General features: G+C 73.2%; 23 protein-coding genes. 14 read left to right on the top strand and 9 right to left on the bottom strand.

All coding sequences use genetic code 11. The features are described 5' to 3' along the window. Positions 1-68: 68 nt before the first annotated feature. Positions 69-572, bottom strand: a complete 504-nt coding sequence (locus AXW62_RS17535; protein ID WP_060945361.1) for an NUDIX hydrolase — start codon at positions 570-572, stop codon at positions 69-71. 166 nt (positions 573-738) lie between these two features. Between AXW62_RS17535 and AXW62_RS17530 the strand changes: the two genes are divergently transcribed. Continuing rightward, positions 739-1,173, top strand: a complete 435-nt coding sequence (locus AXW62_RS17530) for a DUF2267 domain-containing protein (protein WP_060945352.1) — start codon at positions 739-741, stop codon at positions 1,171-1,173. Positions 1,174-1,290: 117 nt separating this feature from the next. On the opposite strand, the gene AXW62_RS17525 is transcribed toward AXW62_RS17530, so the two are convergent. After that, the gene (locus tag AXW62_RS17525; RefSeq protein WP_030829018.1) at positions 1,291-1,629 is read right to left on the bottom strand and encodes a DUF8129 domain-containing protein; all 339 of its coding nucleotides are present in this window, start codon (positions 1,627-1,629) and stop codon (positions 1,291-1,293) included. Between the two features lie 603 nt (positions 1,630-2,232). Between AXW62_RS17525 and AXW62_RS17520 the strand changes: the two genes are divergently transcribed. The 3 genes from AXW62_RS17520 to AXW62_RS17510 all read left to right on the top strand — a co-directional run bounded on the left by AXW62_RS17520 (position 2,233) and on the right by AXW62_RS17510 (position 4,749). After that, on the top strand, positions 2,233-2,952 hold the full coding sequence (locus tag AXW62_RS17520; protein WP_079115661.1) for a peptide deformylase: 720 nt from the start codon (positions 2,233-2,235) through the stop codon (positions 2,950-2,952). A gap of 205 nt (positions 2,953-3,157) precedes the next feature. Then, positions 3,158-3,919: a GNAT family N-acetyltransferase gene (locus AXW62_RS17515; protein WP_060945351.1), complete on the top strand. Its 762-nt coding sequence runs from the start codon at positions 3,158-3,160 to the stop codon at positions 3,917-3,919. After that, positions 3,916-4,749 carry a lysophospholipid acyltransferase family protein gene (locus AXW62_RS17510; RefSeq protein ID WP_252368636.1) on the top strand — a complete coding sequence of 278 codons (834 nt, stop codon included), beginning with the start codon at positions 3,916-3,918 and terminating at the stop codon, positions 4,747-4,749. Before AXW62_RS17515 ends, AXW62_RS17510 begins: the two co-directional genes overlap by 4 nt. 492 nt (positions 4,750-5,241) lie before the next feature. Here the strand turns inward: AXW62_RS17510 and AXW62_RS17505 are convergent, their stop codons facing one another. Beyond that, positions 5,242-5,604 (bottom strand): tetratricopeptide repeat protein, encoded by a 363-nt coding sequence (locus tag AXW62_RS17505; RefSeq protein ID WP_060945350.1) that lies wholly within the window; start codon positions 5,602-5,604, stop codon positions 5,242-5,244. Next, entirely contained in the window at positions 5,601-6,590 is a 990-nt protein-coding gene (locus AXW62_RS17500; protein ID WP_030828997.1) for a pirin family protein, read from the bottom strand. The genes AXW62_RS17505 and AXW62_RS17500 overlap by 4 nt, the downstream gene beginning before the upstream one ends. A gap of 206 nt (positions 6,591-6,796) precedes the next feature. On the opposite strand from AXW62_RS17500, the gene AXW62_RS17495 reads away from it, so the two are divergent. Next, positions 6,797-7,423, top strand: a complete 627-nt coding sequence (locus tag AXW62_RS17495; RefSeq protein ID WP_060945349.1) for a hypothetical protein — start codon at positions 6,797-6,799, stop codon at positions 7,421-7,423. Between the two features lie 98 nt (positions 7,424-7,521). On the opposite strand, the gene AXW62_RS17490 is transcribed toward AXW62_RS17495, so the two are convergent. Together AXW62_RS17490 and AXW62_RS17485 are read right to left on the bottom strand one after the other, a co-directional pair. Next, positions 7,522-9,465, bottom strand: coding sequence for a DUF2264 domain-containing protein (locus AXW62_RS17490; RefSeq protein WP_060945348.1), 1,944 nt, complete (start codon positions 9,463-9,465; stop codon positions 7,522-7,524). A gap of 96 nt (positions 9,466-9,561) precedes the next feature. Beyond that, the gene (locus AXW62_RS17485; RefSeq protein ID WP_060945347.1) at positions 9,562-10,092 is read right to left on the bottom strand and encodes a sigma-70 family RNA polymerase sigma factor; all 531 of its coding nucleotides are present in this window, start codon (positions 10,090-10,092) and stop codon (positions 9,562-9,564) included. A 142-nt stretch (positions 10,093-10,234) separates the two neighbouring features. On the opposite strand from AXW62_RS17485, the gene AXW62_RS17480 reads away from it, so the two are divergent. From AXW62_RS17480 to AXW62_RS17465, 4 genes are all read left to right on the top strand, one after another. Continuing rightward, a complete protein-coding gene (locus tag AXW62_RS17480; protein ID WP_060945346.1) occupies positions 10,235-13,153 on the top strand; it encodes an AfsR/SARP family transcriptional regulator in 2,919 nt (972 codons plus the stop codon). Between the two features lie 311 nt (positions 13,154-13,464). Beyond that, complete coding sequence (locus AXW62_RS17475; RefSeq protein ID WP_030828981.1) at positions 13,465-14,106, top strand: DUF4142 domain-containing protein; 642 nt, start codon at positions 13,465-13,467, stop codon at positions 14,104-14,106. A gap of 20 nt (positions 14,107-14,126) precedes the next feature. Continuing rightward, the gene (locus AXW62_RS17470) at positions 14,127-15,566 is read left to right on the top strand and encodes a DUF1996 domain-containing protein (protein ID WP_060945345.1); all 1,440 of its coding nucleotides are present in this window, start codon (positions 14,127-14,129) and stop codon (positions 15,564-15,566) included. A gap of 203 nt (positions 15,567-15,769) precedes the next feature. Continuing rightward, a complete protein-coding gene (locus AXW62_RS17465; RefSeq protein ID WP_252368635.1) occupies positions 15,770-16,525 on the top strand; it encodes an RNA polymerase sigma factor in 756 nt (251 codons plus the stop codon). Between the two features lie 123 nt (positions 16,526-16,648). Here the strand turns inward: AXW62_RS17465 and AXW62_RS17460 are convergent, their stop codons facing one another. Further along, positions 16,649-17,833 (bottom strand): PucR family transcriptional regulator, encoded by a 1,185-nt coding sequence (locus AXW62_RS17460; RefSeq protein ID WP_079115660.1) that lies wholly within the window; start codon positions 17,831-17,833, stop codon positions 16,649-16,651. A gap of 478 nt (positions 17,834-18,311) precedes the next feature. Here AXW62_RS17460 and AXW62_RS17455 point away from each other — a divergent pair, with 478 nt between their 5' ends. From AXW62_RS17455 to AXW62_RS17440, 4 genes are all read left to right on the top strand, one after another. After that, positions 18,312-19,076, top strand: a complete 765-nt coding sequence (locus tag AXW62_RS17455) for a ferric reductase-like transmembrane domain-containing protein (protein ID WP_244503112.1) — start codon at positions 18,312-18,314, stop codon at positions 19,074-19,076. Continuing rightward, positions 19,073-20,587, top strand: a complete 1,515-nt coding sequence (locus AXW62_RS17450; protein WP_060945357.1) for an NADH-quinone oxidoreductase subunit NuoF family protein — start codon at positions 19,073-19,075, stop codon at positions 20,585-20,587. Before AXW62_RS17455 ends, AXW62_RS17450 begins: the two co-directional genes overlap by 4 nt. Positions 20,588-20,819: 232 nt before the next feature. Further along, on the top strand, positions 20,820-21,800 hold the full coding sequence (locus tag AXW62_RS17445; protein WP_060945343.1) for an SCO0930 family lipoprotein: 981 nt from the start codon (positions 20,820-20,822) through the stop codon (positions 21,798-21,800). Positions 21,801-21,887: 87 nt separating this feature from the next. Further along, positions 21,888-22,418: a hypothetical protein gene (locus AXW62_RS17440; RefSeq protein ID WP_060945342.1), complete on the top strand. Its 531-nt coding sequence runs from the start codon at positions 21,888-21,890 to the stop codon at positions 22,416-22,418. A 64-nt stretch (positions 22,419-22,482) separates the two neighbouring features. Here the strand turns inward: AXW62_RS17440 and AXW62_RS17435 are convergent, their stop codons facing one another. After that, the gene (locus tag AXW62_RS17435; RefSeq protein WP_030828956.1) at positions 22,483-23,160 is read right to left on the bottom strand and encodes an HAD family hydrolase; all 678 of its coding nucleotides are present in this window, start codon (positions 23,158-23,160) and stop codon (positions 22,483-22,485) included. A gap of 335 nt (positions 23,161-23,495) precedes the next feature. Then, positions 23,496-24,431 carry a ScbA/BarX family gamma-butyrolactone biosynthesis protein gene (locus AXW62_RS17430; protein WP_060945341.1) on the bottom strand — a complete coding sequence of 312 codons (936 nt, stop codon included), beginning with the start codon at positions 24,429-24,431 and terminating at the stop codon, positions 23,496-23,498. Positions 24,432-24,538: 107 nt separating this feature from the next. Between AXW62_RS17430 and AXW62_RS17425 the strand changes: the two genes are divergently transcribed. Next, on the top strand, positions 24,539-25,180 hold the full coding sequence (locus AXW62_RS17425) for a ScbR family autoregulator-binding transcription factor (protein ID WP_060945340.1): 642 nt from the start codon (positions 24,539-24,541) through the stop codon (positions 25,178-25,180). Positions 25,181-25,366: the final 186 nt, after the last annotated feature.

The following is a 25,366-nucleotide window of genomic DNA, read 5'->3' as shown; positions in this document are numbered from 1 at the left end:
GTCGTGTGGGGTTTCCGTTCGTTCCGGAGCACGCCGCCGGTCGCTCGTTGGCGGTCACTCGCCGCCGGTCACTCATCGGCGGGGCCCGCGCCCTCCGCGCCCTGGACCAGCGCTTCGAGCCGGTCCAGGAAGACCCGCTGCCTCGCCACGATCTTCCGGCGGGCCTCGTCCGGACCGAACCAGGCGACCCGGTCGATCTCGGGGAAGGCCCTCATCCGGCCAGACCCTTTCGGCCACTCCATGGTGAACGTGCCGGGGGTGATCTCCGCCGGGTCCAGATCGCCCTTCAGCGCCCAGACGGTGACGATCTTGCCACCGGTCTGCGTCACCGAGCCGAGCGGCATCAGCTCACCGTCGGGCGGTGGTGTGCCGAGCTCCTCCTCGAACTCTCGGCGCGCCGCGGCCTCGGGGGTCTCGTCCTCGTCGTACTCCCCCTTGGGCACGGTCCAGGCGCCCGCGTCCTTTCTGGCCCAGAACGGGCCTCCCATATGGGCGAGCAGAACGTCGACGGCCGGGCCGGACGGACCCGTACCGCGGTACAGCAGAATCCCGGCGCTGCGCTTCCCCGTCACAGCGCCCAGTGTGCGCCCCATGCCGCGGCGGGCGGGCCAGGCTCGCCCGCGACCGCGCCCCGCGACCGCGCCTACGGCTACGGCTACGGCTACGGCTACGGTTTGAGTGAACGGCACGGGGCACTCGGCACAGCAGCCGGGCACCCGACCACGAGGAGCGCCGACCATGCGCTACGAAGAACTGACGGGCCTGGTCCAGGCCCGGGCCCAGCTCCCCGACCGGCAGTCGGCCGAGCGGGCAGTACGAGCGACGCTGGAAACCCTCGCCGAACGCATCCCGGGCGGGCTGGCGGACCACATGGCGGCCCAGTTGCCGCTCGAGGCGGGCGAGCCCCTGCGCCGGATCGCCGCCTCGCACGAGGGCACGCCCGAGGAGCGGGCGTATCGGCGGGACCACGGCGAGCGGTTCGACCTCACCGGATTCGCGGGCCGGATCGCCTGGCGCACCGAGCACACCGAGGAGGAGGCGCTGCGCGAGGCGGCTGCCTTCTTCGAGGTGCTGGACTCGGCCGTGGACCCGGAGCTGATGGAGAAGCTGTACGGCGTGCTGCCGAGCGACATCCGTGGACTGCTGCCGGAGGGGCGGGCCGAGCAGGGCTAGGCGTGCCGGACCCCGCTCGGCGAAGCGAGCGAACGACGCGGCCGAACTCCGACGCGGAGTCCCCGGGCCCGCAGGCCCCCGAGCCGGTCCGGTCCGGTTCACCCGCGGGGCGGCTGTTCACTGCGACTGCCCCGGGTGGTCGGGGTGGCCGTGGCGGGGCGGGGGGCTAGGCTCGGCCGCTGTCTCCGGCGTCACCGGCGAGCCGCCGCGCGGCGGTGCGGGCCGCTCGGGGAGCGGTTCGGCGCCCGCCCCGCCCGGTGAGGGGGTGGCGCCGCCCTCCAGCCCGCACAGCCGCGCCATGAGCACCTCGACGACCGGAAGGCGGTCGGCGTGGGAGCGCTCGTACTCCAGCAGCTGCCGCAACTGCTCCTCGGTGAGGGCACGGACGCGGTGCTGGAGACTGCTGAGCGGAAGATGGTCGTAGTCGGCGAGCGGCAGTTCGTCGTGGGCGCTCATCCGTCCTCCTCCCGAACCCGCCGGATGCGTGTGCGGCCGGCCTCGCGGATGGCGGTCGGCGACTCCGGCCGGTCCGGCTCGTTCCCGTCCCGGCACGCGGATCACCTCCACCGCTGAGCGCCGAGCGGGTACCCATGCACACCGGACGAAAACGACATCACGGACGCGTGGTAGCGGGAGGATGCCGCCGCCCCGCCGACCCAACGGGGAGAGCGCCGCGGAGCGGCGGCCACCGAGCCGGGAGGGCTCGGCCGAGCCGCGGGGGCGTGGGAAGTTCCCCCGCGGTTCACCAGCCTCTACGCACCCCATCGGCGACCGGTTCACCCTTTGTCCGGTAGTGAGCACCTGTCCGGCGGTGAACCCTGTCCGGCGGTGAGCCCAGCCCGACGGCGGGCCCTGTCCGACGGCGGGCCCTGTCCGGTGATGAGCCCAGCCCGGTGGTAAGCCCCGCCCGGTGGTAAGCCCAGTCCGGTGATGAGCCCAGCCCGACAGCGAGCCGCGCCCGACAGCGAGCCCTACCCGGCCCGTGGCCGGGTAGGGCCCTGGCGCTCCGGCCCGCTCCCGGGAATTGCCGTGGCGTGATCGTCTTGCCAGGCTGTCCCCATGCCGACCACCAATCTGTCCGAGCTCGTCGACGAACTGCTCTCCGGGACCCGCCCGCTGCCGATCATCGCGGCGGGCGTCCCCGTGCTGCGCCAACCGGCCCTGCCGTACGAGGGCCAGCTGGCCACGGACCAGCTGGACCGGCTGCTGGCGGCGATGCGGGAGGCGATGCACTCCGCCCCCGGAGTGGGGCTCGCCGCACCGCAGATCGGGGTGCCGCTGCGGCTCGCGGTGATCGAGGACCCGGCGGAGGTGACGGCCGAGGTGCGGGAGGTGCGGGGCCGGGTGCCGCAGCCGTACCGGGTCCTGGTCAATCCCGCCTACGAACCGGTCGGCGACGGCCGGGCCGCGTTCTTCGAGGGGTGTCTGAGCATCCCCGGCTGGCAGGCCGTGGTCAGCCGCCCGGACCGGATCCGGCTGCGCGGACAGGACGAGACGGGGCGGGAGCTGGACGAGGAGTTCACCGGCTGGCCCGCGCGGATCGTCCAGCACGAGACCGACCATCTCGACGGCGTCCTCTATCTGGACCTGGCCGAAACCCGCTCGCTGTCCTCGGCCCAGGCCGTCAGCGACTACTGGTCCCAGCCCACCCCCGCCGCCGCGGCCCACGCGCTGGGCTTCCCGCTGCGGACCGGTGCCGACGCCGACACCGGCCCCGGCCCCGGCCCCGGCCCCGGCACCACCGGTGCCACCGGTGCCACCGGCACCACCGCTCCGTAACCACGGGCCGGGCCGCGGCATGTGTTCGTCATCGACTGGCAGTCGCCGAATCACCACGCGGACACGGTGACGTACGTCGCCACGGCAAGACTGGGGAACGCCCGCGGTACGCGCCGCCTCCGCGTACCGCACCGGCGAGTGAGGCGTTTCCTCCGCTGTTCCCCAGTCCCCACAGCTCCTGACTTCCCCCGAACGGAGAACAGGAATGCCCGTGCTCACGACGTCCACCACGGCGACGGCGTCCACCAGCTCCTACGTCACCTCCATCGCCCACACCCGGGAGCAGGTCCACGCCGCGCAGCGGCTGCGCTACCAGGTGTTCGGCCAGGAGCGGGGAGGTCGGTTGGACGCGGCGGTCGACGGCCGCGACGTGGACGAGTTCGACGAGGTCATGGACCATCTGATCGTCACGGACACGGCGACCGACACCGTGGTCGGCACCTACCGGCTGCTTCCCCCGGGGCGCAGCGAGCGGCTCTACTCGGACACCGAGTTCGATCTGCGCGGGGTCCCGGCCGAGGTCCGGGCGTCCATGGTCGAAGCGGGCCGGGCCTGTGTGCACGCCGACCACCGCTCGGGCGCCGTGATCAACCTCATGTGGGCCGGGCTGGCCCGCTACGTCCTGCTGTCCGGCCATCGCTACCTCGCGGGCTGCGCCTCGGTTCCGCTGGCCGGGGGCGAGCGGGCCGCCGCCAACGCCTGGCTGCTCGGCAGCACCAAGCACGCCGCCCCGCCCGAGCTGCGGGTCCATCCGCACGACCCCTGGATACCCTCGCGGCCGCTGGACGGCGAGCCCAGCTATGCCGAACTGCCGCCGCTGCTCCGCGGCTATCTGCGGATCGGCGCCTGGATGTGCGGGTCACCGCAGCACGACCGGGCCTTCAACGACGCCGACTTCTTCGTGCTGCTGGACACCACGCGGATGAACGACCGCTACCGCCGTTACTTCCTGGGTGAGCCCCGGTGACCGTCTCCCTCGGGATGAGCCTGCCCGCCACGCACGCCTGGGCGGCCTGGTCCCCGTGCACCACCGGCTGCGTCACCCACGCCGCCGAGCGCGTCCCGGCCACCCGGGTCGCCCGGCGGGCCGCGGTCTTCGGCCGGTCGGTGGTGGACGCGTTGCTGTGCGGCCGGCGGATCGCCGAGCCCGGGACGCTGCGCGCCCGCGCGGCGGCGCTGCTGGACGCCCTCGGCGTCCGGCTGGAGGTGACGGGCGGCACCACGCTGAGCGCCCCGGGCGGCACCGGCACGCTCATCGTGGCGAATCACATCTCCTGGCTGGACGTCATCGCGCTGCTCGCGGTCGAGCCGGTGGTCATGCTGGCCAAGCGGGAGATCGCGGGCTGGCCGCTGGTCGGTCCGCTGGCCACCCGGGCCGGGACGCTCTACATCGACCGCGCGTCGCTGCGCGAACTCCCCTGCACCGTACGGGAGATGGCGGCGCGGCTGCGCGCGGGCCGGTCGGTGATGGTCTTCCCGCAGGGCATCACCTGGTGTGCGGGGACGGGCGGCAGTTTCCGGCGGGCCACCTTCCAGGCCGCGCTGGACGCGGGCGCCCCGGTGCGCCCGGTGACGCTGGACTACGTCCAGCACACCACCCCGACCACGGTGGCCGCCTTCGTCGGCGAGGACGACTTCGGCACCTCGCTGCGGAGGGTGCTCCGCGCCGACGGGCTCACGGTGCGGGTGGCCGTGCACCGGCCGCTGCGGCCCGAACACGGCGCGGACGACCGCCGCGCCCTGGCCGCTCGGGCACAGGCCACGGTGAGCGGGGCGCGGCTGCCCGTTCACGGCTGACGACGCGCCGAGGCACCCCCGGACTCACGTCCGGGGCACCTCCGGCCTCCGTCAGCTGCGCCGGCACCGGCGGCTCCGGCGGCTCCGACGGTTCCGGCCACTCCGGCGGTTCCGGCGGCTCCGTCGATTCGGCCACTCCGGCGGTTCCGGCGGCTCCGACGGTTCTGATGACACCGGCCACTTCAACGGCACCGTCAGCCACGACGCCACCGGCGACTCCGGCGACTCCGGCGACTCCGGCGGCTCCGACGGTGCGCCAGGCAAGGCGGTGCGCCAGGCACACGGCACACCGGGTACTCGGCGCGGCGGGCACACGGCACACCACGCGGCGTGGCACACCGTGCGGCGCGGTGGGCACGCGGCGTGGCGAGCACGCGGCACCCGGCACATCATGCGGTGCGGTGGGCACCCGGCAAGCGGCACACCACACCACGTGCCGAGCACCCGGCACCCGGCACACCACTCGGTGTGCCGGGCACGCGGCGGGGCGCGTCAGCTCCGTTCGCCGAAGTCCCCGGCGAGCGCGTCCGCCATCCGCAGGGCTCCCGCCGCCTCCGCGTCGCGGCCCTGGCGCTGGAGGGTGCGCCCCAGCATCAGATGGGCGTAGCGCTCGACCGGATCGCGGGCGATCACCTCGCGCAACTCCTCCTCGGCACACCGCAGTTGGGCCGAGTGGTAGTACGCACGAGCCAGCAGCAGCCGCGGGGCCACCTGGCCGGGCTCGTCCTCGACGACGGTGGCGAGGATGCGGGCGGCCTCGGCGTACTCCTTCGCGTCGAAGAACAGCCCGGCCCGCTCCCAGCGCTCCGCCGTGGTCTCCTCGGGGACCTCGGCGACCGGAACGTACGAGGTCACGGCTTCTCCTCTCCGGGGTGGGTGTGCGGGATGCGCTCGGCGGGGATGACGCCGAGGCGGCCGCTCTGGAAGTCCTCGATCGCCTGGGCGATCTCGGCCTTGGTGTTCATCACGAACGGGCCGTAGTGCGCGACGGGCTCGCGGATCGGGCGCCCGCCGAGGATCAGCACGTCGAGGTTGGGGGTCCGGTTGTCCGGGCGTTCGGTGGCGGCCACGCCCAGCGCACCGCCCGGCCCGAAGACGGCCAGCTCATGGGCGTCCAGCGGGCGCTCCTCGGCGCCGACCGTACCGCGTCCGGACAGCGAGTAGACGAGTGCGTTGAAGTCGGGGCGCCAGGGCAGGTCGAGCCGGGCACCCGGGCTCAGCGTGGCGTGGATCATGGTGATCGGGGTGAAGGTGCCACCGGGTCCCTGGTGTCCGGCGACCTCACCGGCGATCACCCGCAGCAGCGCGCCACCGTCCGGGGAGGAGAGCAGCGCCGTCTGCGCCCCCTCGATGGACTGGTACTGCGGCGGGTTCCACTTGTTGGCCCGCGGCAGGTTCACCCACAGCTGGATGCCATGGAAGAGTCCACCGGAGACGACCAGGTGCTCGGGGGGCGTCTCGATGTGCAGGATGCCGCCGCCGGCGGTCATCCACTGCGTGGCACCGTCGGCGATCAGCCCTCCGCCGCCGTTGGAGTCCTGGTGTTCCATCTGGCCGTCGATGATGTACGTGACGGTCTCGAAGCCGCGGTGGGGGTGCCAGGGGGTGCCCTTGGGCTCGCCCGGCGCGTACTCCACCTCGCCCATCTGGTCCATGTGGATGAACGGGTCGAGGTCGCGCAGCGAGGCGCCCGCGAAGGCCCGGTAGACCGGGAACCCCTCCCCCTCGAAGCCCTTCGGCGCACTGGTCACCGAGCGGACCGGGCGCGGCGGGGCGGTCTGCGGATCCGGCGCGGGGACGCGGGGCAGCCGCAGGGTGTTCTCGACGGTGATGGCGGGCATGGCGGTCTCCTCACTTGCGATGTTCAGCGGTCGGTCGGCCACCGATGACTGGTTGAACCGTAAACTATCTCCTTCTATTCCGGAAGCCAGGGAGCCAGGGTGGATGAACGACCGGCTCGGCCCGTCCGTATCCGTGCATGCGATGGACGCACCAGATGTGACGGCCGCCGCCGGCCGCTCCCGGATCCGATGCGAGAGGGCCCCTCATGAACGATGCCACCGACGCCACCGCCACCGCGAGCGCCACCGCCACCGACGCCACCGCCACCGCCGACGCACCACGGTCGGTCCGGACCGCCGCACGCGCCCCGCGCCGCCGCGGCCCGGGTGCGGTGGCGATGGCGCTCGCGGCGGCGGCGAGCGCGCTGCTGGCCGTCGCCGGATGCGCCGGAGGGGGCGGGGGCGGCACGGCGGACGCCGGGACGGAGACCGGGAGGAACGCGGAGACCGGGAGGAACGCCGTTCGGCCCGGCGCCAGCGCGGGCCCCGCACCGGGGCCCGCACGGGTGGAGCGGCTCGCCTCGGCCGCCGGCTGCGAGCCCGAGTTCACCACCAAGGTCGACGACTACCGCCAGGCCGTCTGCGAGAGCGCCAAGGGCAAGTTCGTGTTCCTCGACTTCGCCACCGCCAAGGGCCAGCGCGACTGGCTGGAGACCGCCCAGATGTACGGCGGGGTCTATCTGGTCGGCAACCGCTGGGTGCTCTCCTCCTCGCCCCGGAAGAACATGGAGACCCTCCGGGACGAGTTCGGCGGCGCCATCGAGGAGAGCACCTCCTACGGGGGCGCCTCCCGCGCCCCCGGTGCCCAGGGCCCGAGTGATCAGCTCAAGTGATCAGCTCAAGCGATCAGGCCAAGCGATCAGCCCGGACGGTGGGGCCAAGCGATCAGCCCGGACCATGGGGGCTCAGCGATCAGCCCGGACCATAGGGCTCAGCGATCAGCCCGAACGTCCACCTCCGTGACGGTGGGCGCCTCGCCCGCGCCGAAGTCCACCACGACGCCTCCGCCGTCCGGCAGCCGCACGGTGACCGTCAGTCCGGTCACCTCGGCGGTGGCGAGACCGGCGAGGGGGGCCGGGTCGGGTTCCCCGGTGAGCGAGGCCAGCGCGACGAAGACGGTGCCGGCGGGGTCCTCGCCCACGGTGCCGGTGAGTTCGGGGACGAGGGCCCACGGCCCGTACGCGGTGCCCTGCGGCGCCCTGACCGCGGTGGCGGTCCGCCAGCCGTGCAGTCCGAGGAGCTGGCCGGTCACCTCTTCCCCGGCCAGCCGTATCTCGGGGCCCCGCTCGGTCTCCGCCTCCGTGCCCGGGGGCACGGCGACGGCCCAGCCGCTGTGGTGGATCGGGGTTCCGGCGGGGACGCCCACGGTGCGGTGGACGCGCACTTCGAGCCTGCCGCGGACGAGGGTGAGGCTGTCGATGCGGGCCGAGGGCAGGATGGGGCCGCCCGCGGGGAACAGCGGGGCCTGGGAGGAGGCGATCCAGTCGGGGCCCGCGGCCAGCGGCTGGATGCGCGGCCGGTAGCTGCGCGCTCCGCGCACCTCGACGGCGATGTGGTTGTCGGGGATGTTGTCCGCGCTGGTGGGACCGGTGCGGGTGGAGTAGGCGAGCCGGGCGTAGAGGGGGTCGGGCGCGCTGTCGGCGCCCCACGAGTAGCTGCCGTGGTTGTGCAGCCGCACCAGCCCGTCCCGTCCGGTGGTCTGGATGAGGAACCCGGCGGCGGGCAGCGCCAGCGCCCGGTCCGGCCCCTCGGCGGGCGCGGCCTCCTCGGGCGCGGTCCACACCGGGTGGTCGGGCGGCAGCAGCAGGGCGAGGAACCCCTTCGAGGCCCAGTAGGGCGAGCCGGGCCCGGAGTAGCGCTGCAGCGTGGCCGCCTGCGGCCCGTACCAGCCCAGGCTCAGCACCCCGTCCCGGGTCAGCGCCCCGCGGTCCAGGAAGTGGCGCAGCGCGCCGCTGAGGATGCGGCGGGTGGCCCCGGGGGCGAGCGGGGTGTGGCCGGTGAGGGCGCCGAGGGCCACCGAGGCACCGGCGGCGAAGCGGTAGGTGAGGGAGCGGCCGAAGTGGAGGGGGGCGCCGTTGGCGTCGAAGAGCAGCGAGAAGCTCTCGAGGAAGGTGTGCAGCCGGGGGCCGAGCCGGTCCAGCAGCGCGCCGTCGCCGGCGAGATGGGCGTGGAGCAGCGGGTACATGTGCAGCGCCCAGCCGTTGTAGTGGTCGAACGACCGCCCGTCGCCGTCGGAGTACCAGCCCTGGCCCCGGTACCAGCCCTCCAGGAGGTCGAGCCCCCGGTCGATGGCGCGGGCCGTCTCGGCGTCGCCGCGTCCGACGGACTCCAGGAAACCGGCGACGGTGAGGGGGAAGAGGTACCAGTTGTTGGGGGCGGGCTGGTGGCGGAACGCGCCGCGCAGCCACTCCTCGGTGCGGTCCTGGGCGTCGGACGGCAGGGCCTGCCAGGTCCACGGCGCGGTCAGCCGCAGCCCCAGGGCCACGGACGCGGACTCCACCATGGGCTGGCCGTGGGCGGGAAAATCGCCGATCAGCGGCCAGGACTCGGCGTCGTCCCGCCCGGGGGTGAGGGTGCCGCGGGCGATCCCGGCGGTGTAGCGCTCAAGGATGGAGTGCGGGTCGCTGCCCTCGGCCCCGGCGGCGCGTAAGGCGGCGAGGAGGAAGGTGCGGGCGAACCCTTCGAGTCCGTCGGAGCGCACACCGGACAGCGACGGGGGGCCGGGCAGGTCGATCAGGCCGTGTCCGGGGGTGGCGTAGCGGAGGGCGGCACGCAGCAGGCCGTCGGCGGCGGCCTCCCAGTGGGCGCGGGTGTAGCCGGTATGGGGACTGAGGGTGCGGTCGTCCGCGGGGAAGGGGAAGGGCAGTTCGGGCATGGCGGGGTGGACCTCCTGGGGGTCGGACACATGACGCCGGTCGGTAGATCGTCTCCGAGGGTACGGGGGCGGCGAACACGGCCGACGACGTGGTGCTCAGCAGGCGGTGACACCACGCTCCCGCAGGGCCTCGCGCAGCGCCCGTAACGCGTAGTACGTCCGCGATTTCACGGTTCCGGGAGGGACGCCGAGCGCACGGGCCGCCTGGCCGACGCTGTGGCCCAGGTAGTACAGGTGCAGCAGCACCTCCCGCTGGCGGGGCGCCAGTTCGCCCATCGCCCCCATCACCACCTGGGCGGTGAGCGTCTGATCGGCCGCGTCCGGCACCGCCAGCCGCGCCAGCTCCGCCTCGTCGGCCCTCTCCACCGGCGGCTCCGGCCGAGTCCGGTGGCCGTCGGTCACCAGGTCGCCGGCCACGGTGAGCAGCCGGGGACGTGCGGTGTGGTCCATCGGGCCCACGTCCATGGGGCGCTGCCAGGCGCGGATCGCCACCTCCTGCACGATGTCCTCGGCCCGGTGCCAGTCCCCGCCCAGCATCCGGGTCGCCCAGCGGTGCAGCGCCGAGCCGTGTCGTTGGTACAGCGTCGTCACGTAGGCGTCGGCGTCGGTCGTCACGCGGATGTTCATCGTCCCGTTTCCCCCCGGGGCTGATGTGTCGGTGCCGCGACAGTAGAAAAGGCCCGGCGCCGATTGAGTGACGAAAGACTGACGACGCGGCCCGGCCGGAAGAGCGCCGTGCCCGAAACGGGCTCGACTACGATCCCCACTTGTGCGATTTACGGTGTTAGGCCCGGTCAGGGCATGGCGAAATGACGTCGAACTCGAGCTGGGACCGCCCAAACAGCGGGCCCTGCTGGCGCTGTTGCTGGTGCGGGCGGGGCAACCGGTGGCGCTCAGCGAGATCGTCGATGTTCTCTGGGCGCAGGATCCGCCGAGCACCGCGGTGAACGTGGTCCACCGCCATGTGGGATCGGTGCGCCGGCTGCTGGAGCCCGGTCTGCCGGCGCGGGCGGAGGGCAGCCGGCTGGTGCGCCGTTCGGGCGGCTACCGGCTGAACGCCGACGCGGACGCACTGGACCTGCTGCGCTTCCGGCACCTGGGGGAGACGGCCCGGCACGCCGCCGCCGCGGGGGAGCCGGAGCGGGCGGCCGGCCTCTTCACCCAGGCACTGGCCCTGTGGCAGGGGCCGACCGCCACCGGGGTCCCCGCCGACATCCAGGCGCACCCCGTCTTCTCCGGTGTCGACCGTGAGCTTCTGGCCGTCGCGAAGGAGGCCGCCACGACGGCGCTGGATTCCGGGGTGCCGGAGCGACTCCCCACCGTGCTGCAGCAGTTCGCCGCCCACCACGCCCTGGACGAGACCCTTCAGGCCCGGTTGATCCAGGTGCTGGCGGCCACCGGACGGCGGGCCGAGGCGCTGGAGGTCTTCTCGGCGGCGCGGGACGGGCTGGCGGAGCAGCTCGGCGTCACGCCCGGCCCCGAACTGCGCGCCGCCCACCGCCGGCTGCTGCCCCGGCCGGCCCGGGACGCCCCCGGGCCACCGGCCCGGACGGACCCCGCGCCACCGGCCCGCACCGATCCCGTGGCGCCGGTCCAGCCGGGCGATCCCGCGGCGCCGGCCACCGCCCCGGCGGTCCGGCCCGCCCAACTTCCGCCCGACTTACCCGCGTTCAGTGGTCGGCAGGCGGAACTCGCGGGGGTCGGCGCCCTGCTGCCCGAGGGCGCCGACACCGGGTCTCCGGCGCCCCTGGTGATCAGCGCGATCGACGGAATGGCCGGGGTCGGCAAGACCACCCTGGCCGTGCACTGGGCCCACCGCGTCGCCCACCGCTTCCCGGACGGGCAGCTCTACGCCAATCTGCGCGGCTTCGACCCGACCGGTTCGACGATGTCGCCGAACGAGGCGCTGCGGTCGTTCCTGCACGCGCTGGGCGTTCCGCCGAGCCGGGTGCCCACGGGGCTGGACGCCAAGACCGCGCTGTACCGCAGTCTGCTGGCGGGGCGCCGCACGCTGGTCCTGCTGGACAATGCGCTGGACTCAGCGCACGTCCGGCCGCTGCTGCCCGGCGCCCCCGGCTGTCTGACCATCGTCACCAGCCGCAATCAGCTCCACGGTCTGATCGCGGGCGAGGGGGCCCGTCCCCTTACGCTGGGGCCGCTGTCGCCTGCCGAGTCCCATGAGGCGCTGGTCCGGCGGCTGGGCACGGACCGGGTCGCCGCGGAGCCGCGGGCGGTGGCGACCATCGTCCGGCTGTGCGGACGGCTGCCGCTCGCGCTGGCGGTGGTGGCCGCCCGCGCCGCGACCCGTCCGTCCTTTCCCCTGTCCTCCGTCGCCGCGGAGCTGCTGGAGGGCCAGGGGAACCTCGACGCGTTCGCCGGCGCCGATCCGAGCACCGACGCGCGGACCGTCTTCTCCTGGTCCTACCGGGCCCTGGACCCGGAGGCCGCCCGGCTGTTCCGGCTGCTGGCCCTGCATCCGGGCCCCGAGGTCTCCACGGCGGCGGCCGCGAGCGTGGCCGGGCTTCCGCTGCGCGTCACCCGCGCCCTGCTGGCCACGCTCACCGGCGCCCATCTGCTGTGCGAACACGCCCCGGGCCGCTACACCTTCCACGATCTGCTGCGCGCCTACGCCATGGAGCTGGTGCGGGACCACGACGCGGAGGAGATCCGCCGGGACGCCCGGCACCGGATGTTCGACCACTACCTGCACACCGCGCGCACCGCCGCCACCCTGCTCGCCCCGCACCGCACCGAGCCGCTGCCCCTGTCCCCGCCCCGGCCCGACGCCGGACCCGAGCACCTGGGGAGCCAGGACCGCGCCGAGGCGTGGCTCTCGGCCGAGCGGGCCGTGCTGCTGTCGGCCGTCGGGCACGCCCGCGACCACGGATTCCCCGCCCAGTCCTGGCAGTTGGCCGTAACGCTGGAGCTCTTCCTGGACCGGCGCGGCCACTGGCAGGAGCAGGCCGCCATCCAGCGCACCGCGCTGGGCGCGGCCCGGTCCCTGTCCGACCGGCTCGGCGAGGCACACGCCCACCGCACCCTGGGGTTCGCCGAGGGACGGCTGGGCCGCTACGACGAGGCGTACGGACATCTGGAGCGGGCCCTGGAGCTGTTCGCGGAGCTGGACGAGGGCGACGGCCGGGCCCGCACCCTGCGCGCCCTGGCCTTCCTCTGCAACACCCAGGGCCGCCACCAGCGGGCGCTGGACCACTACCGTCCCGCGCTCGGCCTCTACCACGCCTCGGCACACCTCAGCGGACAGGCCAGTGTGCTCAACGAGATCGGCTGGACCCATGTACTGCGCGGTGAGTACGAGCACGCCCTGGCCCGCTGCCGGCAGGCCGTCGAACTGCACCGGCGGATCGGCGACTCGGCCGGCGAGGCCGCCGCGCTGGACAGCGTGGGCTACGCGTACCACCACCTCGGACGGTACGAGCAGGCCCTCACCTCCTACCGTCGGGCGCTCGGCGTCTACCGCGAGATCAGCGACCGGTACCTGGAGGCCGACACCCTGATCCACCAGGGGGACACCCGGCTGGCCCAGGGCGACGTGGCCACCGCCCTCGCCGACTGGAGGGCGGCGCTGGAGATTCTCCGGGAGCTGAACCACCCCGACGCCCGGGTCCTGGAGGGCAGACTGCGGCAGCACCGGCAGTCGCCGCGTCCCACCTCGGCGCTCAGCGGATGACGGGGCCTGGCGGGCGTGGGGTTCCTCGCTGTCACGTGCACGGCGGAGCGCCTCCGGGTCGTCGGGACGGTGTGCGGCGGGTCGTTCCGGGTCCGGCCGTCCACCGGGTTCTCCCTGTCGTACGCAGGCGCCCGGCGCATTGTTCATCCGGGGGCGGGGAAATTTCCCGGCGGTGCCTGATGAGGGCGGCCGCGCAGAGTACCAGCAGGTAATGATCTCTGTCCCGGCTTTATTCACTGGTGATGAGGTCTCCACGAACGGCCCACACGAGGCACTAGCGTCCGGTGTCACTCCGAACCGAGGAGGGCGCTGTGCGATCAGCACACCTCACCAGATCCATCGCCTCCAGCCGTACCATCGGCACCGGGCTCATCATCGGTGCGCTCGCCGTCACCCTGGCGTCGATCCTCATTCCGGTGTCGCTGTTCGGTGAGAGCAGCGCGGCAGTGCTGCGCAACGGCGTCACGGACGACGGCGGTGGGACGGTCAGCACGCAGTACGGACCGCTCACGGTCACCGACCGGGACTTCGTCCGCAAGGTCAGGCTCGCCGGGACGTGGGAGCTCCCCGCGGGGCGCCTCGCCCAGGAACGTGGCGACCGGGAGGCCGTGAAGACCGCCGGTGAGCATCTCATCGAGGGGCATACCGAGCTCGACCGCCGGTCCGAGGAGGTCGGCCGGGCGCTCGGCATCCAGTTGCCCACCCAGCCCAACGCGCAACAGCAGGGCTGGCTCGACGAGATGACGGGCGCAGGCAGCAGCGCCGAGTTCGAGCGGGTGTTCGCGAACCGGCTGCGCGCCGCGCACGGCAAGGTGTTCAACCTTGTGGCGCAGGTACGGGCCGAGAGCCGCAACTCCATGGTCAGATCTCTGGCCACCAGGGCCAATGCCATCGTTCTCGACCACATCACGGTCCTCGAGGACACCGGGCTTGTCGACTACGACGCCCTCTAACGACTAAGTGAAGTGATCTCATGAGGCAACAGACCCACAAACGCGGGCGGTTCACCAACAAGACCGTCGCCATTGTCGCCGCTCTGGCGCTCGGCGGTGGCGGGGCCGCGCTCGTCGCCGCGAACGCGTCCGCCCACGGCGACAAGGGCGGCTCCGGCCGCCACGGCACCGTGGCCGCGAAGGCGGGGACGATCCAGTGCCCCGATGTGGGCCAGAAGCTGAGCGGGGTGCCGGCCAAGGCCAGGCCCGAGGTCGACAAGAACCTGGCCGAGCTGGACAACCAGGTGGCCGAGGCGTACCGGCGGATGAACCAGCGGCAGGGCTCGAGCGACGCGGTGCTCTCCCAGCTCAACGACGAGCGCTCGCGGACGCTTCACACCATCGGCGCGGCCATGGGCGGGGACGGCTCCCGGCTGCGGGGCATGGCCGACTGCAGGTGGCAGGAGGTCGCCACGGCCGCGGGCGGTGGCAAGGGCCGGTTCGGCCGGCCACCGGGCGGTCGGCAACAGGGCGGCAACCAGCAGGGCGGCGAGGGCGCCAACGAGGTGCCCGGCAACGCGGGCGGCCAGGCGGGGAACGGGCCGTCGCAGGACGACTTCGTCGACATCACCAAGGTCCGGCCGAACGTCCAGCAGCCGCCGCGGGCCCAGGAGAACGGCTCCACCGGCACCTTCACCACGGACTGCGGGGTCGGCGACCCGGCCCTGCGCAACAGCGACAACGTCATCGTCGCGCCCGGTGTGGGCAACGGCGCCCACCACACACACGACTACGTGGGCAACGACAGCAACGACGCCTTCGCCGACAACCGGACCTTCGAGCAGGGCGGCACCTCCTGCGCCAACGGCGACAAGTCGACCTACTACTGGCCGGTCGTCCGCGCCCAGGACGGCAAGGACGAGGCGGACGCCGGCCAGCTCGGCGGCGGGCAGGAAGGCAACGTCGGCACGATCCTGACCCCCAAGAGCTCCACGATCGAGTTCAAGGGCAACCCGCGGAGCAAGGTCACCGCGATGCCGAAGTTCCTGCGGATCATCACCGGTGACGCCAAGGCGTTCACCGGCGGCGACGCCAACGCCAACGCCTCCTGGAGCTGCACCGGCTTCGAGGACCGGCAGCTGACCGACAAGTACCCGCTGTGCCCCGAGGGCAGCTCCGTCACGCGCACCTTCGACTTCCAGAGCTGCTGGGACGGCAAGAACATCGACAGCGCCAACCACCGTGACCACGTGGCCTTCGCGGCCGAGGACGGCTCCTGCCCGGGCGGCTTCCGGGCCATCCCCCAGCTGGTGAACACCATCACCTACGACGTGCCGGCCAACACCCCGTTCGCCGTGGACGGCTTCCCCGAGCAGTTGCACAAGCCCATCACCGACCACGACGACTTCATCAACGTGATGTCGGACGACCTGATGAACAAGGCGGTGGACTGCATCAACAGCGGCAAGCAGTGCGGCTGATGGAACGGGTTCACCAGGCGCGCGCCGGCCGTGAGGCCGGCGCGCGCCGCGCTGTCACTCCCCACGCGCACGGGACCGCAGACGACGCCGCGGACACCGGTCCTCCCCCGGCGGGTCATCCGGACCCCGAGGGGTTCCAGGGCCCGGGGCCGGCCGGCCGACCGGCCGGCCCCGTTCCGGACCAGGAGCTCACCCGGCGGCTGGTGGCGGGCTACCGGTCGGGCGGCGGCAGCCCCGCCGCGGCCGACCTGCTCTACCGCCGCCACCACGCGGCGACGCTTCGCTACGCCCGGACCTGCTGCCGTGACCCGCACGACGCCGAGGACCTGACCTCCGAGGCGTTCTTCCGCACCTTCCGGGCCGTCCGGTCCGGGGGCGGCCCCCGGGGCCCCTGGCGGCCGTATCTGCTCACCGTGGTGCGCCATACGGCGATGGAATGGAGCGCCGGGGAGCGCCGGGTGCTGCTCACCGCCGACGTCGCGTTCTGGCGGGAGCACGCGGCCACCGCCGATCCCGAGCAGCGTGTGGTGGCCCGGGAGGACCGCCGGTTGCTCATCCGCGGCTTCCGCGCGCTTCCCGAGCGCTGGCAGACCGTGCTGTGGCTGACCCTGGTCGAGGAGGAGCCCCCGCACCGGGCGGCCGTGGCCCTGGGCCTCTCCCCCAGCGGCCTGACCTCCCTGGCCTTCCGGGCCCGCGAGGGCCTGCGGGAGTCGTATCTGCGGGCCCATCTGGAGTCGGCCCGCGACGACCGGTGCCGGCACTACAGCGGTCTGCTCGGCGCCTCGGTGCGCCACGGCGGGGTACGCGGCCGGGCGCTGGCGCGCCATCTGGCCGACTGCGCCTTCTGCTCCCACGCCCACCAGGAGCTGGCCGGTCTGAACGCCGCCCTGCGGACGGCGTCGCCCGCGGCCTCGGGTACTGCCTCGGGTACGGCCTCGCCCGCCGGGTCGCGGGGCTGAACCGCCCGGCTCCGGCGGTCCGCCACCGCCGCCCGGCAGGCGCCCGGCAGGCGCCCGGACCGGCCGCCCGGCAGCGGAAACCGCCGACCGCGTGAGCGCGGCCGGCGGTTCACCGTCCGCCGGTCAGAGTCCGTTGACCCGGGCCTCCCGGGCGATGCCCAGCGGCCGGACACCAGGGGGCGCACCGGTACGGGCCCGGCGGCTCACCCGGGACGCGTGGCGCCGTATCCGGTCCATCTGCGCCATCAGCCTGCGACCGCGCAACGCCATCTCCAGCTCGAAGCGTATGCGGGGGTCCCGCAGCCCGGGTCCGAAGAGCTTCTCGATCTGGCGCAGCCGGTACCGCACGGTCTGCGGATGCACCTTGAGGGCCTTGGCCGCCTCCGGCGCGCCACCGCCCTCCAGCCAGGCCAGCAGCGTCATCTGGAGGCGTTCGCTCTGCCGGGGGGTCAGCCCGACCAGCGGTTTGAGCCACCGGGCGGCCAGCGCCCGGACCAGCGACTCGTCCTGCAGGAGCAGCAGCATCGACAGGTGGTCGTCGACGAAGAGGACCCGGGCCTCCGGGCCGGAGCGGGCGGGCGTCAGGGTCAGCAGGCGCCGCGCCCACCGCACCGACGAGGCCGCGTCGCCCAGGGGCACCGCATGGCCCACCGCGGCGGTGCGGCCGCGCAGCGCGTTCTCCAGCGCCGCCCGGGTGCCGGGCTCGGCGGGGGTGGCGGGGGTCTCCCGCTCCGGCTCCCGGTCGCCGTCCTGGGCGGTGGCGGTGCCGGGCTCCGGGGCGGGTCCCGGGTCCGCGTCCGGGTCGGGGACCAGCAGGCACAGGTCGTCGCCGACCGCGCCGATGAGGGTGTCTCCCAGCACGGCGGCCAGCTGCGGCGCCTCGCCGGGGGTGGGCAGGGCGATCGCCTGCACCGTTTCGGGAAGCGGCCACCGGGCGGCCCGGGACAGCTCCATCAGGGTGCGCTCGGGGACCGCCACCTCACCGATGAGGGCCTCGAACAGCTCGCGGCGGGCCCGCTCGGGCGCCACCTCGGCCAGCGCCTCCTCGCCGGGGGCGGCGGAGGCGGCGGGTTCGCCGGTGCCTTCCTCGCCCGGCTTGCGGTGGCCGAGTGCGGTCAGGAGAGCCTGCTCGACTCCCCGTCGGACCGTGTCCCGCTCGGAGTGCTCCAGGAGTGCGGCGAATCCCGGAATTCCGTGCCGAAGGTTCTCAACCACCTCGTCGGCCAGGGACGGGAGTTCATTGCGCAGAACGCGGGTCCACTCGCCACGGGGGCGGGACCAGATGCGATTCACGAGTTCGCCCATCATTACCTCGTTCTTGCCGGGGGGAGACCTGGCCGTTGGGGGGTCGGTCAGGTCCGTGGAGGTTGCCTCCGTCACCGGTTCGTCCAGTACCGGTCGGGGAGTCGAGGGTCCTCCGCTACGTCATAGAGGACCCCGGCCCCTCCCGGTCCCGGCGCTTTGCCGGTTCTTTGCCATCGGGATGACAGTGGATCAGCCGGGGGCGGCGTGGCCAGGGTGCGTCCACGAGAAGTTGTCACGTTACGACAAAACTTATGGAGATCACGTGTACTTCCGAGAAGCTGCTGCCCCCAAGACGACTTTGACGTATCTCGTCACCCGCGCGGATCCGCGCGATCGGGAGGCTCCCATGTCCATGCCCCACATGCCGGCCCCCTCCGCACAGGGGCGCCACGGGGGACGCCGAGCCCGGGGCGGACGACGGGCCGCTCGCCGGTCCCGGCAGCGCGACCAGCCCGGGATCGGATGGCCACGCAATATCCGGATGTATGCCATTATCGGCTCCGCGGCGCTGTCCCTGTACGTGGCGTGGGACGCCGGCGCGTTCTCCCAGACCTTCGCGTTCCTCGACTTCGGCGCGGGTGTGCTCGCGCTGGTCTGTCTGACCTCGGCGGTGCTGTGGGGGCTCGCCGCGACCGACCAGCTGATCCTGCACACCAACCAGCGGCTGATCGCCCAGGCCATCCACCGGGCGGCCGCGGTCGCCGGTCTGCTGTTTCTCCTCCTTCACATCTGGGTCAAGATCGCGGAGAGCCACACCGACGCCGCGGCCGTGGTGTTACCGTTCGCTGACGCAAATCAGCCGGTGCTGATCGGGCTCGGCACCATCGCCGGCTATCTGTTCGTGATCGCGGCGGTGACCGGTGCGGTGCGCAGCTCGTTCGCCTCGGCCGGCAACTCCCGCTGGCGGTACCGCTGGTGGCGGGCGCTGCACGTGGGCGCCTACCCCGCGTGGTGCGCCGCGCTGATCCACGGGCTGAAGGCCGGACGCGCCGCCAAGACCTGGGCCACCTACGGCTACATCGCGGCCCTGGCCGGTGTCGCCGTCGCGCTGTGGCTGCGACTGGTCACCCGGCGCCGCCAGGACCTGGACCGGGCGGACGGCATCGAGGTCAGGAACCCACCCGCCCGCAGCCTGCGGGAGGGCCGGACCCGGCGGGCCGAACCCACTGTGCCGCGCCCCCGTTCGGCCGAGTCCGGCCGGCGTGACAGCCAGCCGCTGGGTGCCTCGCGCGGGTGGGACCGGTGATCACGACCAAACCCAGACTCGCCTGTGTCGATCCACCCCGGCTGCTGGCCGGGCTCGACGAGGTGTACCGGCTCGACCGGGTCGGCCATCTGACCGTACACGGCACCATGCCCGCCCTGCGGGCGGACGAACTCGTGGCGCTCGCGGAGAACATCGATCTGCGCGGCCGCGGCGGCGCCGGTTTCCCCTTCGCCAAGAAGGTCTCCGCCGTCGTGGAGTCGGCCGGCCGGCGCGAGGGCCGCTGCGCCGTCGTGGTCAACGGCAGTGAGGGCGAGCCCAGTTGTCTCAAGGACACCGCGCTGCTGCTGCACACCCCGCATCTGGTGATCGACGGCGCCGTGCTGGCCGCCGAGGCGCTCGGCGCCGAGGAGGTCGCCATCGCGGTGCACCGCCCGGACGTCGAGGAGTCGCTGGCCGCCGCGATCGCAGAGCGCGGTCCCAGCGGGGTCCCGGTCTCGGTGAACCGCACTCCGGACCGGTTCGTCGCCGGTGAGGGCGGCGCCGTCATCAACGGCATCAGCGGGGCACCGGCCATCCCCAACGGCCGGAAGATCAGGACCAGCGACAGCGGGCTCAGCGGTCTGCCCACCCTGCTGTCCAACACCGAGACCTTCGCCCAGCTCGCCGTGGCGGCGCGGATGGGCGCCCTGCCGTACCGCTCGGTGGGGCTGCCCACCGAACCGGGCACCACGCTGCTGACGGTCGGCGGCAAGTACGTGATGGAGACACCCACCGGGGTGCCGCTGACCTACGTCCTGGAGCTGTGCGGACTCACCCCCGGCCAGGCGGTCCTGGTGGGCGGCTATCACGGCAAGTGGCTGGACCCGGGGAGCATCAACGCCGCCACCATCTCCCGGGAGTCCATGAAGAAGTACGGCGCCCGGCTGGGCGCCGGGGCGGTGCTGCCCATCCCGGAGAACACCTGCCCGCTCGGCGAGACCGCGCGGGTGGCCCGCTGGCTGGCCGCCGAGACGGCCGGTCAGTGCGGGCCCTGCTTCATCGGGCTGCCGGCGCTCGCGGACGCCATCGGCCAGGTGGAGCGCGGTGGCGGACAGTCCGCGATCGACAAGGTGCGCGCCTACGTCACCTCGGTGAGGAAGCGCGGGGCCTGTAGCCATCCCGACGGCACCGCCGGTTTCGTGACCACCGCGCTGGACGCGTTCCCGGAGGAGTTCGAGGCCCATGCGCTCGGCGCCGGCTGCGGACGTCCGACGCTGGGTGTGCTGCCGCTGCCGGAGGACGCGCTGCCGCCCGCCCTGCCGCCTGCCCCGTCGAGCCCCGCGGCGCGCACCGAGCGCCCCCAGCGGAGGCCGGTGGAGAAGCTCCTGGTGGACTGGTCGCTGTGCCAGGGCCACGGGCTGTGCGCGGACATCCTGCCGCCCGAGGTGCTGACGCTGGGCATCGACGGCTATCCGGCCTCGGCCACGATGGACGTGCCCCGGCAGCTGCGGGCGCAGGCGGTCCGCGCGGTCCGCCGCTGCCCCGCCCTGGCGCTGCGCATCGAGGAGTAACGCGAGGAAGACACCGCGCCATCCGGCACCCCGCGCCGCCCGACACCCCGCGCCGCCCAGCGGCCGACGGCCATGGGAAACGGCCACCGGCCGCCGGGTGTTCGGCGATCCGGCGTTTTGTGCGTCCGGTGACAAATTACGGAGCCGCTGAACGTCGCCCGGCGGGAGCTGCGTATGCACATGGCGTCGGCGCAATCACCGCCGGACCGATCGAGATTGCAGAGGAATGGTCATGGAGAAGCGGCGTCACATCGCGTTCGCCGGGGTGTCGGTAGCGATGGTTCTGCTGACGGCGGCGTGCGGCAGCGGCAAGGACAACACGGCGGGCAGTGCCGATGTGCAGCCGGCGGGTGGCAGCCAGACCGTGGGTGCGGGGGCCTCCGCGTCGGCGGGCGCCGGGGCGGTGGCCGGTGCCTCCGGCGGGTACCAGGCGGGCGGCGACACCGGTGCCGCGGCGGATGGCGAGTCCGGGCGGACCGGGCCCGCCAAGCGGCTGGCGGTCAAGGAGAACGCCGCCCTCGGCTCCTTCGTCACCGACAGCAAGGGCTGGACGCTCTACCGGTTCGACGAGGACACCCCCAAGCCGGCCAAGTCCACCTGCAACGACGACTGCGCCACCAAGTGGCCCGCGGTGCCCGCGGACGACGCCGCGGCCACCGCCGGTATCGACGCCGGCGAACTCGGCTCGGTCACCCGCTCCGACGGCACCAAGCAGCTGACGCTGGCGGGCTGGCCGGTCTACCGCTTCGCGGGCGACACCAAGCCGGGGGACACCAAGGGCCAGGGCGTGGGCGGTACGTGGAACGCGCTGGCGCCCGACGGGAAGCCGGCCGGCACCTCCGCCGCCGCGGACGACAGCCTCCAGCTGATGGTCAACAGCAACGCCGAGCTGGGCAAGATCATCGTGGACGGCAAGGGCATGACCGTCTACCGGTTCGACAAGGACAGCGCCTGGCCGATGAAGACCGGTTGCCTCGGCGCCTGCCTGGACACCTGGAAGCCCGTCAAGGCCGTGGACACCACCAAGGTCGCCGGGGTCGACGCCGCGAAGGTCACGTCCTTCAAGCGCCCCGACGGCACCCGGCAGGCCGCGTTCGACTGCTGGCTGCTGTACACCTTCACCGGGGACAAGAAGCCCGGAGACATCAACGGCCAGGGCGTGAAGGGCACCTGGTTCGCGGTCACCGACAAGGGCAAGAAGGCGGGCCAGTAGGACAGGACCGCATGACGGCCCACCGCGGCGGGGGCCCGAGGCCGGGAGAGCCCGGGCCGCCCCGCCGGACTTCTACGGGAGATTGACATGTCACTCGCACTCCGTGCCACCGCGGTCTGCGCGGCCCTGCTGTTCCTGGGCGGCTGCGGTGGAAGCGGTCCGGCGCACGGCGCCGGACACGGGCAGGAGAAGACCTCCTCCGCCGCCAAGGCGTTCGCCGCGCCCGGCACCCCCGCCCCGCTCACGAAGATCGCCGATGCCATCGGCTGCGACGCCACGGTGATCACCGAGGCGGAGGAGCTGCGCCAGGGAGCCTGCGGGTCCGGCGGGAAGCGGTTCACGATGGTCACCTTCGCCACCGACAAGGGGCAGCGCGACTGGCTGGCGACGTCGAAGGACTACGGGGGCACATACCTGGTCGGCAAGCGCTGGTCGGTCACCGGTCTGTCCATGAACTCGCTGGAGCCCCTGCGCGAGAAGCTCGGCGGATTTCTCGAGAAGGGGATGTCCATGTCCCACGGCGGCTCCGGGGACGGGACGGAGCCGGGGGACGGGATGGACGACATGGCGGGCATGGACGGCTCGTCGCACCACGCCGGGCACGACGGGAAGCGGTGACCCGGGCGCCCGCCGACCAGGCGGGGCGCCCGTCAGCCCATCAGCCCGTCAGCCCGCCTGCCGGTCAGGCCGCCTGCGCGTCCGCCCACTTGACCAGCTCCGGATCGGCGAGGGTGGAGACCCACACATCGAACGGCGGGGGCTCGTCCACCGGTTTGCGCGGCCCGACGCCGAGCACTCTCAGCCCGGCGCGCGAGGCGGACAGAAACCCGCAGTGGGAGTCCTCCACCGCCAGGGCGTCCTCGGGGGCCGCACCGCACAGCCGGGCGGCCTCCAGATAGACGTCGGGATACGGTTTGGGCCGCACCTCGCCCTCGGGGACCAGCACATGGCCGAAGTACCGCAGCAGCCCGGCCTTGGCCAGCCCGTCCTCCACGACGTCCCGCGGGCAGTTGCTGGCCACGGCCAGCGGCGCGAACTGGGCGGCCTTGGCGACTAGTTGGGGCGCGCCCGGCATGGTGACCGGGTCCTCGGCCACCAGCCGCCGGAAGACGTCCAGGAGTTGTTCGGTCATCTGGTCGGCGAGTTCGGGGCGCCCGGCGAATTCGGCCAGCATCCGGCCGCATTCGGTGTAGTGAAGCCCCTTCGTGCGCCGGGCGATGTCCTCGTCGGGGGTGGCGCCGTGCTTTCTGAGCACCACTTCGCGCGCCTCTTCCCAGTGTCGTTCGGAATCCATCAGGGTGCCGTCGCAGTCGAAGACGATGGCGGCTGGGGTCCATCCGAGAAGCTTTTCGGCTGTCATCTGCCTGCCGTTCCATGGGAGGTGGAGGAATCGGCGCAGGGAGATGCCTGTACCTGCGGGGAGCTGCGCAGTGGGAATGTCCTGGCGGCTCGGAAAGGGCGCTGTGCGCCGACCGCTGCTGTCGTACAGGCCGGAGAATCGCCTGCCCGAAACATAACGATCACTACGTTAGTTTGATGACCCGCAGTAAGCAAGGGGGCACGGAGCGTCGGCGTTTTGTTCGTCGCTTAGTCCGTTCGCCGTCTGTCCGTTCGTCGTCTGTCCGTTCGTCGCCGGGGAGTTCACCGCCCACGCGTTCGTCGTACGGCGTGTTCGCCGTACCAGCGGGTCGCCGGTCAGAGGTACTGGAGCACTCCGACCGCCGTGCAGATATCGGCCTGGCGCAGCCGGAAGACGCAGGTTCTGCCGTGCGAGGTGCACTCGACCACGGCCGGCGGAATCGACTCGGTGAAGCGAATGGCCTTCATCCGGCACGCGACGGGCCGGGTCAGGGCCCCGCCGGTGGCCAGTGCGGCGGCCTGGCGGGCGCCCTCCAGCAGCACCAGGCCCGGCACATGGTCGCTCCAGTGGTCGAAGAAGAACGGGTGCCGGGGGTCGGCGGGGTCGAGGTAGACCACTCCCCCGTCCCGCACCACCAGCACGTCCCGGGCCGCGGGAACGGCCAGTTGCGCAGGTGAGGGCCGCACCGCGGCGCGCAGTCTGCGGCGCGCGGTGTGCCCGTGGGCGGCGGCCCGGGTCTGCGCGTACGTCGTGCCGTCGAGGAAGCGCGCGGTGCCCCCGGCCCAGGCGAACAGCTTGCTGCCCGCCGAGAGCACGACATCCAGCCGCATCCCGGAGACGAAGCGTCCGCAGGGCGTGGTGCGGACGTCGGTCACGGCGGCCCGGCAGGTGATGTCGGAGGCACCGTACGGCGCCCGCGGCTCGCTCTCGGGGTCCAGCCGGTAGGAGATGTCCCGGATCAGGAAATGCGCCCCCGCGGGCACCGCGTAGTACCGCGTGGGGATGTAGATCCCCAGCTCGCGCAGGGTTTCGGCGATCATCAGCGGATGGTGCCGGCCGTCTCCGCCGTGCGGGAAGGTGGGATGGGACCTCGGCCACTGGGCGGCGGCCTCGAACCGGCCGTCACCCTGCGTACGCACATCGGTGAGCAGCACCTCGGCCACCGAGACCCGGTGCACCGCCTCCCGCGCCACCGTGCGGGACCAGCTCAGCGGCCGCCCGCCGGGACCGGGCGGCTCCGAAAGGCCATGAGCCTCACGAACGATCACCATAAAATACTAATAATGTTTGACCTATCTCGCCTCATCACCATCACAGGCCGAAAGTCCGCTAAGTTCTCCCCGTCACATCCGACAGGTTGCTGAAGGACGGCGAACACGTGCAAGAACGGGCCGCGCAAACACGCCGATCCCTTCTGGAGGCCGCCGCGTTCCTCTTCGATGAACGCGGATACGCCGGGACCAGCATCAGCGACATCACCTCCCGGTCCGGTCACACCAGCGGCGCCATCTATTTCCACTACACGAGCAAGGAAAGGCTCGCCCTCGCCGTGGTGCAGGAACACTTCGCCACCTGGCCCCCGCTGATCGAGCGGTACACCGCCCTGGATGTGCCTCCCCTGGAGCAACTCGTCCGGCTCAGCTTCGCGGTGGCCCGCGCCTTCCGCGATGACATCGTGGTCCGGGCCGGGGCCCGGCTGTGGGCCGAGCGCAGCCTGATCGAGGCGCCCATGCCACCGCCCTTCGTGGGGTGGATCGACGCCGTGGGGCAGATGCTGGAGAAGGCGCGGGCCGATGGCGATCTGGCGCCGCACGTCGAGCCGCTGCCCGCCGCCCGCACCGTCGTCTGCGCCTTCTTCGGGCTGCACACCGTGTCCGAGGCGCTCGACGGGCGGCGGCTCGTCGAGGACCATCTGGCCGACCTGTGGACGCTGCTGCTGCCCTCGCTCCAGGCCCGGCCGGGGGACGCGGCGAGGCTGCTGGCACTCGCCCGGCCCGGCACCCCGCCGCCGTCGGAGTGAGACGCCCGTCGAGGTGAGACGCACCTCGGTGTGAGGCGCCCCTCGGAGTCGTACGCCCGTCGGGGTGAGACGCCCCTGACGGCCCCGTCGAGGTGAGACGTCCGCCGGAGTCAGACGCCCTCGGAGTCGGACACCGCCGGAGTCAGACACCGTCCGGGTGGAACCCCACCGAGGTGCGGCGCCCAC

This window comes from Streptomyces hygroscopicus subsp. hygroscopicus, from assembly GCF_001553455.1.
Taxonomy (GTDB): domain Bacteria; phylum Actinomycetota; class Actinomycetes; order Streptomycetales; family Streptomycetaceae; genus Streptomyces; species Streptomyces hygroscopicus.
The sequence above is the reverse complement of the archived record's forward strand: the minus strand, read 5'-3'. Positions and strand labels throughout refer to the sequence as shown.